11 protein-coding genes are annotated in these 13248 nt (G+C 32.9%); 6 read left to right on the top strand and 5 right to left on the bottom strand.

From position 1 onward, the window contains the following. The first annotated feature begins 35 nt into the window (after nucleotides 1–35). On the top strand, nucleotides 36–1790 hold the full coding sequence (locus ACXHHC_RS01375; protein ID WP_458227857.1) for an ABC transporter ATP-binding protein: 1755 nt from the start codon (nucleotides 36–38) through the stop codon (nucleotides 1788–1790). Between the two features lie 60 nt (nucleotides 1791–1850). Beyond that, complete coding sequence (locus ACXHHC_RS01370; protein WP_458227856.1) at nucleotides 1851–2219, top strand: PUR family DNA/RNA-binding protein; 369 nt, start codon at nucleotides 1851–1853, stop codon at nucleotides 2217–2219. Nucleotides 2220–2448: 229 nt separating this feature from the next. On the opposite strand, the gene secA is transcribed toward ACXHHC_RS01370, so the two are convergent. From secA to ACXHHC_RS01350, 4 genes are all read right to left on the bottom strand, one after another. Beyond that, on the bottom strand, nucleotides 2449–5805 hold the full coding sequence (gene secA / locus ACXHHC_RS01365) for a preprotein translocase subunit SecA (protein WP_458227855.1): 3357 nt from the start codon (nucleotides 5803–5805) through the stop codon (nucleotides 2449–2451). A gap of 81 nt (nucleotides 5806–5886) precedes the next feature. Continuing rightward, nucleotides 5887–6108, bottom strand: coding sequence for a DUF2795 domain-containing protein (locus ACXHHC_RS01360; RefSeq protein ID WP_010136401.1), 222 nt, complete (start codon nucleotides 6106–6108; stop codon nucleotides 5887–5889). A gap of 83 nt (nucleotides 6109–6191) precedes the next feature. After that, nucleotides 6192–6761, bottom strand: a complete 570-nt coding sequence (locus ACXHHC_RS01355; RefSeq protein ID WP_458227854.1) for a cob(I)yrinic acid a,c-diamide adenosyltransferase — start codon at nucleotides 6759–6761, stop codon at nucleotides 6192–6194. Between the two features lie 14 nt (nucleotides 6762–6775). Beyond that, nucleotides 6776–7156 (bottom strand): hypothetical protein, encoded by a 381-nt coding sequence (locus ACXHHC_RS01350; RefSeq protein WP_458227853.1) that lies wholly within the window; start codon nucleotides 7154–7156, stop codon nucleotides 6776–6778. Nucleotides 7157–7422: 266 nt separating this feature from the next. Between ACXHHC_RS01350 and ACXHHC_RS01345 the strand changes: the two genes are divergently transcribed. The 4 genes from ACXHHC_RS01345 (at nucleotide 7423) to ACXHHC_RS01330 (ending at nucleotide 10437) form a co-directional block, all read left to right on the top strand. Further along, entirely contained in the window at nucleotides 7423–7719 is a 297-nt protein-coding gene (locus tag ACXHHC_RS01345; protein ID WP_458227852.1) for an FtsB family cell division protein, read from the top strand. 4 nt (nucleotides 7720–7723) lie between these two features. Next, a complete protein-coding gene (locus ACXHHC_RS01340) occupies nucleotides 7724–8257 on the top strand; it encodes a YcxB family protein (protein ID WP_458227851.1) in 534 nt (177 codons plus the stop codon). Nucleotides 8258–8301: 44 nt separating this feature from the next. After that, a complete protein-coding gene (locus ACXHHC_RS01335) occupies nucleotides 8302–9789 on the top strand; it encodes a hypothetical protein (protein ID WP_458227850.1) in 1488 nt (495 codons plus the stop codon). A gap of 282 nt (nucleotides 9790–10071) precedes the next feature. Then, nucleotides 10072–10437 (top strand): hypothetical protein, encoded by a 366-nt coding sequence (locus ACXHHC_RS01330; RefSeq protein ID WP_458227849.1) that lies wholly within the window; start codon nucleotides 10072–10074, stop codon nucleotides 10435–10437. 151 nt (nucleotides 10438–10588) lie between these two features. Here ACXHHC_RS01330 and ACXHHC_RS01325 read toward each other — a convergent pair whose 3' ends face one another. Then, nucleotides 10589–13222, bottom strand: a complete 2634-nt coding sequence (locus ACXHHC_RS01325; RefSeq protein WP_458227848.1) for a valine--tRNA ligase — start codon at nucleotides 13220–13222, stop codon at nucleotides 10589–10591. Nucleotides 13223–13248 lie beyond the last annotated feature (26 nt).

Raw genomic sequence — 13248 nt, 5'->3', positions numbered from 1 at the left:
TATCTTCGTAACTCAAACAACGACTCTTCTTTTTCATGAAAGAACTTAAATATATCAACCAGTACTTTTTTAAGTACCGTTATAGACTTTTATTAGGAATATTAATATCTGTTGCCTCTAGATACTTAGCTGCTAAAATTCCAGAGGTAGTTAAAAACTCTTTAAATGTAGCAAATGACTACGCACAAGGAAGAATAACAGATTACAATTTTGTTAAAGAAGATTTATTGCACAACATTCTACTAATAGTAGGACTGGCAGTACTTTCTGGGTTCTTTACTTTTTTAATGAGACAAACTATTATTGTAACCTCTAGGCTGGTAGAATTCGATCTAAAAAACGAGATCTACAAACAATACCAACGTTTAAGTCTTAACTTCTATAAAAAGAACCGCACAGGAGATTTAATGAACCGAATTAGTGAAGATGTTGGTAAAGTAAGAATGTATGTAGGTCCGGCAATTATGTACACTATTAACATGTTGGTTCTTTTTTCTGTTGCCATTTATAAAATGTTAGAGATTGATGTAAAACTTACTTTGTATACATTAATTCCATTTCCAATTTTATCCATATCCATTTTTGTACTCAGTAAAAACATTAATATAAGAAGTACAAAGGTTCAGGAACAGTTATCTATGTTAACCACATTTACTCAAGAAATTTTCTCGGGAATTAATGTAATTAAGTCTTATGCTATAGAAGGAACCACAAAAAAAGACTTCTTAGCATACTCAGAAGAAAACAAAAAGAAAAATGTAGACCTGTTTAAAGTACAAGCCTTCTTTTTTCCAATGATGATTTTATTAATTGGAGTCTCTAACGTAATTGTGTTATATGTTGGTGGTATGCAATACATACACGGTAAAATTACCATAGGTGTAATTGCAGAATTCTTTATGTATACCAACATGCTTACTTGGCCTGTAGCCATAGTTGGTTGGGTAACTTCTATTATTCAACAAGCAGAAGCATCTCAAAAACGAATCAACGAGTTTTTACAACACGAGCCTGAAATTAAAAACCCTACAAAAGAAACGACACCTATAACCGGAACCATTTCTTTTAACAAAGTGTCTTTAACTTATGACGACACCAATATAACCGCTTTAAAAGATATTTCTTTTGATGTAAAACAAGGAGAAACGTTAGCCATTTTAGGAAAAACAGGATCTGGGAAATCTAGTATCTTAAATTTAGTGGCTCGCTTGTACGATGCCTCTAAAGGAACTGTAACGATTGATGGTATAGCAGTAAACCAACACAATGTCTACAACCTAAGAAACAACATTGGTTTTGTTCCACAAGATCCATTCTTATTTTCAGACTCTATAGAGAATAACATTCGCTTTGGTAAAGAAGATGCTACAACAGAAGAAATTGCCAATGCTGCTAAAAAAGCAGTGGTACACCAAAACATTATAGACTTTAAAGAACAATACAGAACAGTACTTGGAGAACGAGGGGTAACCCTATCTGGAGGGCAGAAACAACGTGTATCTATTGCCAGAGCTATTATTAAAAACCCTAAAATCTACATTTTTGACGACTGTCTATCTGCTGTAGATACAGAAACCGAAGAACAAATTTTACGCAATTTAAAGTCCATTAGTACTGATAACACTACACTAATTGTGAGCCATAGAATAAGTGCAGCCCAACATGCCGATAAAATTATCGTTTTAGATGAAGGAAAAATAGCACAACAAGGAACTCATGCTGAATTAGTTAACCAAAATGGAATTTACCAAGAAATATATCAACAACAATTAGAAGAAAAAGATTTATAATCATTAATCCCAATCGAATATTTTTTTATATTTGGTTACATCAACTACAATCAATTAAAGATGAAAGAAAGAGAAGGGCAAGAAGAAATTTTTTCTCAAATCCTAAGAGCTGGAAGAAGAACTTATTTTTTTGACGTAAGAGGTACAAAGGCAGGAGATTACTACTTAACAATTACGGAAAGTAAGAAATTTACTCATGACGACGGTACTTTCCACTATCAAAAACACAAGATCTACCTTTACAAAGAAGATTTCACTGAATTTGCTGAGTTATTGAAAGAAGCTACTGATTTTATCATTAATGAAAAAGGTGCTGAAGTAATTAGCGAAAGACATCAGAAAGATTTTAAAAGAGAAGAGAACAGTTCTGGTGATGACAAAGAAGTAAAAACTTCTGATTACACAGAAATTAGTTTTGACGATATTTAATAAAAAAGCTCAACAATAGTATTTGTTGAGCTTTTTTGTTTTTTATTGTTTACTGTATCTTAAAGCTCAACCTGCTTTAAGATGCACATGGACTATGGATGAAAAAAACCTATACTAGATAGGCTTAGCATATTAGTGCTTAAATTTAACTAGTAACGTTGATTAAAAAAAATAAGCGAATCACCTTTAAAAGATGATTCGCTTATTTTTTTATAGTTTATTTAAACTCTTAAGCCGGTCTAACTAAAACCCACTTCCCTGCTGCCAATAAAGGCTCTGCTTGTTTAAATTTAACTTCTTTTTGTTCTCCTGTTTGTATGTTTTGAATAACAACACGGTCGTTTCTTCCAATTTTTGGTTGCTCCCTTACAACTGTTTCTTGAACTACCGCTTGTTGTTGTCCTGAATTTTCCATAGCTGCTCTGTTTGCTGCCTCAGACGTATTCAAAACTTCTTCTTTACTTACCTCTACACTCTCTCTCTTTTGTTGTTTTGCTTCAGAAATGTTAGTTCCTTCGTCAGACGGTAACTCTCCTTTAAATAAGAAAGACAATACTTCCTTATTCACTTTCTCTAACATTTTCTTAAACAACTCATACGCTTCGAACTTGTAGATTAACAATGGATCTTTTTGTTCGTATGATGCATTTTGAACAGACTGCTTTAAATCATCCATTTTACGTAAATGATCCTTCCACTCATCATCTATAATTGCCAACGTAATATTCTTTTCAAAATCAGTCACCAATTCAGCTCCTTCAGACTCGTATGCTTTCTTTAAATCTGTAACAACTCTTAACGTTTTAACTCCATCGGTAAATGGAACTACAATACGCTCGTATTTATCTCCCTCATTTTCGTACACCCCTTTAATAACAGGTAAAGCAGTTGCAGCACTACGCTCCATTTTGTCTTGGTAATGTTTCATAACAATACCGTATAGCTTTTCTGATAAATCTTGAGGCACACCATTTACAAACTCTTCTTCTGTAAATGGAGAACTCATAGAAGTACTTACGATCAATTCAAACTCAAAGTTTTTAAAGTCGTTTGTTACTTTATTATTATCTACAATTGCAGCACATGCATCAAAAATCATATTGGCAATGTCTACTTGTAAACGCTTTCCATCTAATGCATGACGTCTACGCTTGTAAACTACCTCACGCTGAGAGTTCATAATATCATCGTACTCTAATAAACGTTTACGAATACCAAAGTTGTTTTCTTCTACTTTTTTCTGTGCTCTTTCAATAGACTTCGTAATCATAGAATGCTGAATTACTTCACCTTCTTCTAATCCCATTCTATCCATCATCTTAGCAATTCTATCAGAACCAAACATACGCATTAGGTTGTCTTCTAAAGAAACATAGAACTGAGAAGAACCAACATCTCCCTGACGACCAGCACGACCTCTTAACTGTCTATCTACACGACGAGAATCGTGACGCTCTGTACCTATAATTGCTAAACCTCCTGCTGCTTTTACTTCGTCAGACAATTTAATATCTGTACCACGTCCTGCCATGTTGGTTGCAATTGTTACAATTCCAGCCTTACCTGCTTCTGCAACAACCTCTGCTTCTTTTTGGTGTAACTTTGCGTTTAATACGTTGTGTTTTATTTTTCTAATTGTTAACATTCTATCTAACAATTCCGAAATTTCTACAGAAGTAGTACCCACCAATACAGGTCTTCCTTGCTCTACTAACTTCACGATATCGTCAATAACAGCATTATACTTTTCACGCTGTGTTTTGTAAACCATATCTTCCTTATCCTGACGAGCAATTGGTCTATTGGTTGGAATTTCAATTACATCCAACTCATAAATTTGCCAAAATTCTCCTGCTTCTGTAACCGCTGTACCTGTCATACCAGATAACTTGCGATACATTCTAAAGTAATTCTGTAAAGTTACTGTTGCATACGTTTGCGAAGCAGCTTCAATTTTTACATTTTCTTTTGCTTCAATAGCTTGGTGTAATCCGTCTGAGTAACGACGACCGTCCATAATACGACCTGTTTGCTCATCAACAATCTTCACCTTGTTATCCATTACCACATACTCTACATCTTTTTCGAATAAAGTATATGCTTTTAACAATTGGTTTAACGTATGGATTCTTTCGCTCTTAACACTAAAGTCTCTGTATAGGTCTTCTTTTTCTGTTACCTTTTCCTCATCGGTAGCATTAGAAGCATCAATTTGTCCAATTCTTACTCCAATATCTGGTAATACAAAGAAATCTCCTCCTTCTTCTCCAGATAAGGCAGCAATTCCTTTTTCTGTTAATTCAATAGAGTTACTTTTTTCTTCAATAACAAAGTACAATTCCTTATCTACTTTAGGCATTTCTTTGTTATTGTCCTGCATGTAGTAGTTCTCTGTCTTTTGCAGTAACTGTCTTATTCCTTCTTGCGATAAGAATTTAATTAAAGCTTTGTTTTTAGGCAGACCTCTGTATACTCTTAATAATTGGAATCCTCCTTCTTTGGTATCTCCCTCTTTTATTAATTTCTTGGCATTGGCTAAAAGCTTCACCATATCTTGACTCTGTAATTTAACGACATCTGCCACCTTAGGCTTTAATTCATTAAACTCATGTCTATCTCCATCTTGTACCTGACCTGAAATAATTAATGGTGTACGAGCATCATCAATTAAAACAGAATCCACTTCATCCACAATGGCGTAATTTGGCTTACGTTGTACCAAATCTTCCATAGTGCTCGCCATATTATCACGTAAATAATCAAAACCAAACTCATTGTTTGTTCCGTACGTAATATCTGCATTGTATGCTTTTCTTCTAGCAGGTGAGTTAGATGGGTGCTTGTCTATACAATCTATCGTTAATCCATGAAATTGGAACAAAGGTGCCATCCAAGCACTATCACGTTTTGCCAAGTAGTCGTTTACGGTTACTACGTGTACTCCTTTTCCTGTTAATGCATTTAAATAAATTGGTAAGGTTGCTACTAACGTTTTTCCTTCACCTGTCATCATCTCAGCAATTTTACCTTGATGTAATACAGAACCACCTATTAACTGTACATCGTAATGTACCATGTTCCAAGTTACTTCTGTACCCGAAGCATCCCAGTAATTTAACCAAACTGCTTTGTCTTCTCCTTTTAACGATACATAATCATTATTTGCAGACAACTCTCTATCAAAAGCAGTAGCAGTTACTTCTATTTCTTCGTTATCTGTAAATCTCCTTGCTGTTTCTTTAATTACCGCAAACGCTTCTGCATGTATTTCTTTTAATACTGCTTCAGAAGCTTCGTAAGCTTGGTCTTTTAGAGCATCTATTTGATTGTAGACAGCTTCTTTCTCATCGATAGAAGCCTCTTTTGCTTTAATCTCTAATTCAGCAATCTCATCTTCAAGAGATTTTGTTGCCTCGTTTATTTTACTTTTAAACTCAACAGTTTTTGCTCTTAGTTCGTCTATGCTTAATTTTTGTAATGCTCCTTCAAAAGCTCTTACTTCCGCAACAATTGGTTGTAAGGACTTTAAGTCTTTTTGTTGTTTGTCTCCAACAAATATTTTAATTACTGAGTCTAATATCCCCATTATGTCAATTTATTTATGTCTCAAAAATAAAAAAAAAGCCTCCATTGAGACTTTTTCTTTATTTAATTTCTGTTAATTTCCTTAATACTCTTCCTCATTCCAAAGATAATCTTCTTCCGTAGGATAGTCTGGCCAAATTTCTACAATATCATCATAAATTTCTCCTTCATCTTCTAAACTTTGCAAGTTTTCTACAACTTCTAATGGAGCTCCAGTTCTGATGGCAAAATCGATTAATTCGTCTTTTGTAGCTGGCCAAGGTGCATCTGCTAAATAGTTAGCTAATTCTAAAGTCCAATACATTTCTATACAAATTTTTAATTACTGCAAAAATAATTTTTTAATTAAAAAAGTCAAGTTTTTTTTTACTTTTAAAGAACTTATTTTTAAGTCTCTGGAATCCACTTGATTTCATCGACCTGTAAGTCATTAGTCAACATTCGTGCCAACACAAATAAGTAGTCAGACAGTCGGTTTAAGTATATCATAACCTCTATACTGTCGGGTTCATTCTCTTGCAATGCCACACACAAACGCTCTGCACGCCTACAAATAGTCCTTGCTATATGACAATGTGACACCGTTACATGCCCTCCTGGCAATACAAAATGAGTCATGGGTACCAATTTAGTCTCCATAGCATCAATCTCATTTTCTAAGGCTTTTACATCTTCAGAACTAATTTCGCCAATTTTTAAACGGCTATCTCCGTTCTTTTTTATCCTGTCTTCTGCAGGAGTGGCTAAATAAGCACCGGCTACAAATAAATTCTTCTGAATTTGTATGATAAATTCTTTGTATTGTAGGGCTATATCCAAATCGCGAATTAAACCTAAATATGCATTTAATTCGTCTACGGTTCCGTAGGCATCTATTCTTAAGTTCGATTTAGAAACTCGTTTTCCTCCAAACAAAGCCGTTTTTCCAAAATCTCCTGTCTTAGTATATATTTTCATCTATGCTATAGTTCTTAAAATCTAATTATAAAATTCTGCTTTACTTGTTCTTTCCTAAGAAACACCAAGCCTATTTGATATAAATCTACAGTAACGGTTACTTGCGCATCGTTTTTTATAGTTTCCCACAACGCGACACTCTCTTTGCTCTTATTTTTTTCTACAATCAACATAGAATCATTGTGCATATAAGTATAGTACTGCATAGGTGAACACTTGCGTAAACACTCTATATCCATATAAATAAAATCGTAAGTATTCTCTTGGGTTGTAGTATCTATTTTGGCTCCTATATTATTAAACACCTCTTTATTTGATAAATTTAAAATGATTTGAGGTTTAAAATAAACAGCCAGTCTATTTAACAACAGTTTGTATTTATTCTTTACAAACATTGTTTTTAAAGGTAGTAACATTGTCTTTCTAAGATAAATACACTGGGTAATTAACTGATAGACAAATGGAGAATGTACACCGTGGGCATTGGTAGACTTAAAAATGTATTTTATATAACTCAACCTATTTATCTCTTAAAAATCCATGCAAAAGTAAGGGATTTCTAACACAGAAAAACCAATTTATTTCTTTTGTCAATAACTAATGCTCTAATCTGTAATTTTCAACCTCTGAATGCCACGAATAGTTATATATTTGTGCTAGAATGAAACTGAATCCTTTTAAAAATAAAAAACTCATCGGCCGTTTGTTCATTGCATTTTTTGTGCTTTGGGCTTTCTTTTTTGATGCCAACTCTTATATCAATCAAAGAGAATACAAGCAAGAAATTAAACAACTAGAAGAGAGCATTGAATTTTACAAAAAAGAGATTGAGAAAAACAAACAAACTTTACAAGATTTTTCTATACAGAAAAACTTAAACAACTACGCTAGAGAAAAGTACAACTACAAGAAAGAAAATGAGCATTTGTACTTAATAGCATACGACACTTTAGACTAACATCATGACGATAAAATATACCATTGAAGAAGAGGACTTTTTAAGCTACCAGTTCTTTTTCTTGTCTGAAAACAAAAGATTTAACTTAATTAACAAATACATGAAATACATTCTTTCTGCTGTATTTGTTATACAAGCAATTAGTACGTTTTCTCGTGGTGATGCTACACTAGGTGGTTTCTTTATTTTTTTAGCAACTCTATGTTTTTTGTATTTAGATAAATTCTACAATAAACGAATTAAAAAACTACTTCTAAAAAGCATTAGACAAAATAGTGCTAATCGTTTTGGAACCAAAGAAGAGTTACAATTTAATGCTGATTTTTTAAACTTTATTTATGCAGATGGTGAAAGTAAAATTGAAACGAGTGCTCTGGTAGAAATTGTAGAAATAAAAACACACTTCTTCATTAAAATAGCACAAAACCAAGCATACGTACTACCCAAAAGAGAACTAAACAACATAGATGAGTTAAAAACGAACTGGCAAGAGTTAGGTATTACATTGGTAGATAAATCTGAATTGAGTTTTGTGTAGTAAAAAAATATATTCCTAATTTTATATTTAAAAAGGAATAAAAAATGACTGCTTTAGAATTGGAAAATTACTTTAAATCAGATAAAGACGACTGGTTTAAAGATAGTAAGACTTACAATATTAAAGTCAAAGAGTTTTGGGAATTAATAAGGATACACAAAACAGACAACGACGATTTTGATTTTAATGAATTTATATTCCCTAAATTCGAATCTAGTTCAAGTAAAGAAATCTTCGAAGAAAATAAATATATTTTATCCGAAGACTTAAACTTTTGGAGAAAAGGAAGTATAAAAGAATTTAAATACAAAGTTTTTTTTAATAATTGTAAGTTCTTAGGTGAAGTAATTTTTAATAAAACCCATTTTTTAGAAGGTTCTTCTTTTTCTAGTTCTATTTTTTTTGAACCAACTTGCTTTAATGATTCAACTTTTAAAAACGACAACTTTCTAGACTTTTGTACTTTTTATAGAAATACCAATTTCCTATCTACAAAATTTAGTTCTTTCATATCTTTTAAGAGTAGTATTTTTATTGAACACCTATATTTTGAAAACTCTAACTTTAAAGAAAATAGTAGTGTTTTCTTTGAATTGACTCAATTTGAAGAATTATTCTTAAATAAAACTAAGCTTCTTGGAGATACTTATTTTTTACAAACAGAATTCTCGAAAGTTAAAAGTAACTCGGAAAAATCTTTTTGCCTTTTTAAAGAAGTAACATTTGGTAAGGGTATTACTCAATTCAATAAATGTACTTTTAACAGACCTTTGTTTATACATGATTGTATAATTGACGGACAACTTATTTTTAGAACAGATAATGTGTTTTTTAACTCTTTTGAGTTTGACAATAATAGTTTAAGAGATGATTCCAAAATTTTGTTGCAGAACATTGCAGAACTAAAAGAAATTAATATTTATAGACAAATACTTACTAAAAACTTCACTTTCACCAATGTGAACCTAAGTAATTTTAATTTAATTGATTCACATGTTAGTGATGTAAATTTCAATGAATGCAACTGGAGTAATGACAAATTGATCATTCCTAATAACTCTGATAAACTTTCTAAAAATTATCAAGAAAGAGCTAGCTACTCAAGACAACTTAAAAAGAATTTTGAAAATTCTAAAAACTGGGATTTATATAGCAAAGCTTATAGAGGTGAAATGTTAATGCACCGAAAACACCTACTACAATTATTAAAAAAACGTTTTATTAGCTCACATACAATTGAATGGTTTATTTATTGGATTTATGGTAGGTTTTCAGGTTTTACACAAAGTATTGTAACACCAATTGTCTTATTCATATTCTCGTCTATAATACTTTACCCTGCTATATATTATTTTATTGAATGGAACACACTTTCAGACTCACTACAAATGAGTATTGCAGCCTCTATACCTTACATTAAACCAAGTAAACATATCGAATACCTATCTTGGTGGATTAAACTTTCTGAAACAATAATAAACACGATGCTCTTAGCATTTTTTCTTATATCATTAAGAAAAAGATTCAAGTAGTCTACAGATTCGCTTTTATATTCTTTCTATACCAAGTACTGCATTTCTTTAAAATGGTAAAACTATATCTCTACTCCGCTCGATGGCCATATTTTGTCTACTATAAAAAGTTACTTTAGTATGGTATTCGAGCGGAATAGAGAACTTAACACCCTAACAAACCTATGTAAACACAAGTATTTAAAGCGATATTATAATATATTATCACAAAACATTTGGCTGATTTACAGATATTTACTAAATTTAATGGGAGAAAAAGATTAATTTTAAATTGCTAATGCTATGGAAAACCCTACCCTACTGTTTTGCTGCGAAACAAAACAAGATGCCTATTATTTAAAAAACTTTATTCAAAACACCTCTTTAATTCGTGTAGAGGTAACTACTACAAAAGATAAAAAAAACTGTTTAGTTGTAGACAAAAGCAACGTTAACAAAGTCAAGACCATTGCAAAAAACGTCTCCGACTTTTTACCTAGTTCTTTGGCTAAAAAAAGAGCTCAACAGCTAGAAAAAGCAATGCAACTAGAGCAAGAAGAAATGGAAACTACCGAGCCAGTATTTGGTGGTTTTATAGACAGTATTACCAATAAAATCAGTTCAATATATCATAACATCACTCAACCTAGTGCTCACATCGCACAGTAAGAACTTTTATATAATATAATTTAGTACAACTGCAAAAGCCAGTCCTTATGGGACTGGCTTTTCTGGTTTCTTTATACCAAGTATTTCATTTGCTGAAAAATGGAAATTTTATTCTAAAATTCCACCTCTCAACTCTGCTCAATTACAAGTATTAACTTATAGAATTAATACTTGCTTCTAATGTTTCTATCTTAGCCAAGGCATCTGCTTCTTTTTTCTTTTCAGAAGCTACTACCTGCTCTGGTGCATTGTTTACAAAACGCTCGTTAGATAGTTTCTTTTGTACTGATTTTAAGAATCCTTGTGTATAGTTTAATTCTTCTTTTAACTTCGCTAACTCAGCCTCTACATCTATAGCTCCAGCCATTGGCACAAAGTATTCGTTAGACTTTACACGGAAACTTAATGCCCCATCTACAGCTGCATCTACATAAGACAGCTCAGCGACATTCCCCATCTTGGCGATTACCGCATCAAAATCAGTACTAACATTATCCTTGTTTAATACTAACAAATCAATTGTTTCTTTAAAGGCAATCTTCTTATCCTTACGGATAGTTCTAATTCCAGAAATTACTTCAGAAGCAATTTCAAACGCACTTATTAAGTTTTCATCGTATGCTTCTACTTTAGGATACTCAGCAATAATTAAAGCTTCCTCTGAAGTTCTATCTGTAATTAACTGCCAAATTTCCTCTGTTAAGTGAGGCATAAAAGGATGTAATAATTTTACATTGTTCTCTAAAACAGTAATTACTTCTTTGTAAGTAACGGAATCCATTGGGATTCCAAAAGCAGGTTTAACCATTTCTAGGAACCAACCACAGAAATCATCAAATATAAGCTTGTAAATACTCATTAAAGAATCACTCAAACGGTATACTTCAAAATTGGCATCAATCTCAGCCAATGTCTTTTGAAATTTAGCTTTGTACCAGCTAATTGCTATTTTAGAAGCCTCTGGCTGTGTCTCAGTTTCTGAAACCTCCCATCCTTTTACAAGTTTAAAAGCATTCCATATTTTGTTGGTAAACTTTTGTCCTTGTAAACATAAATCTTCGTCAAACATTAAATCGTTACCCGCTGCTGCAGATAATAATAAACCTACACGAACACCATCTGCTCCGTATTGTTTCATCAACTCAATAGGATCTGGAGAGTTTCCTAAAGATTTAGACATTTTACGTCTTTGCTTATCTCTTACAATCCCCGTAAAGTAAACATTGCTAAACGGTTTGTCGTTTCTAAACTCATACCCAGCAAACACCATACGTGCTACCCAGAAGAAAATAATATCCGGACCTGTTACCAAGTCGTTTGTTGGATAATAATAATTAATTTCTTCGTTTTCTGGATTGTTAATTCCATCAAAAACAGAAATTGGCCATAACCAAGAAGAGAACCAAGTATCCAAAGCATCTGGATCTTGTGTCAAATCAGCAATAGTTAAATCTGCTTTCCCTGATTTTTCTTTAGCCAAAGGCAATGCCTCTTCTTTAGTAGTAGCAACTACAAAGTCCTCTACTCCTTCTCCATAGAAAAATGCAGGAATTTGGTGCCCCCACCATAACTGACGAGAAATATTCCAATCGCGAATGTTCTCTAACCAGTGGCGGTATGTATTATTATAACGCTTAGGATATAATTTGATATCCTCGTCTTTTAAAACAGCATCCAAAGCAGGTTTTACAATATCTTCCATACGTAAGAACCACTGTGCTGAAATTTTAGGCTCAATAACAGCCTTAGTTCTTTCAGAAGTTCCTACTTTATGCATGTGTTGCTCTACTTTTACCAAAGCTCCACTTTCTTCTAACTCCTTAGATATCTCTTTACGAACTACAAAACGATCCTTCCCTTGGTAATGCAACCCGAATTCATTTAAAGTAGCATCATCATTAAAGATATCGATTACTTCTAAACCGTGTTTCTGACCTAATTCTTTATCGTTAGGATCATGTGCAGGTGTAATTTTTAAACATCCTGTTCCAAACTCCATATCTACATATTCATCCTCTATAATTGGAATTACACGATTTGCAATAGGAACAACAACCTTCTTACCTTTTAAATGCGCATAACGCTCATCGTTAGGATTGATACAGATTGCAGTATCTCCTAACAATGTTTCTGGACGTGTAGTTGCAATGGTTACAACTTCATCAGAACCTTCTATTTTGTAATTAATATGGTAAAAGTTTCCTTGCTTTTCCTCGTAGATTACTTCTTCATCAGACAAGGTAGTCTTCGCTTCAGGATCCCAGTTCACCATACGATACCCTCTATAGATATCTCCTTTTTTATATAAATCAACAAAAACCTTTGTTACCGCTTCACTTAAATCAGCATCCATGGTAAATTTAGTACGTTCCCAATCGCAAGAAGCACCTAATTTTTTTAATTGCTCTAAAATAATTCCTCCATGCTTGTCTGTCCATTCCCAAGCATGCTTTAAGAATTCATCGCGTGTTAAATCTTCTTTATTGATTCCCTCGCTCTTTAACTTAGCAACCACCTTAGCCTCGGTAGCAATAGATGCATGATCTGTTCCAGGTACCCAACAAGCATTGTAACCTCTTAAACGTGCCCTACGGATTAAGACATCCTGAATGGTATTGTTTAACATGTGCCCCATATGTAAGACCCCCGTAACATTTGGTGGTGGAATTACAATTGTGTATGGTTTCTTGTCGTTAGGAGTGGAATGAAAGTAATTATTCTTCATCCAGTAGTCGTACCATTTCTCTTCTACCGCAGTAGCACTATAGGTATTTGGAATACTCATTGTTTGCTTTAATTAATTTAGGTGAG

The organism is Wenyingzhuangia sp. IMCC45574, from assembly GCF_054182685.1.
This window is presented reverse-complemented; position numbering and strand designations above follow the sequence as displayed.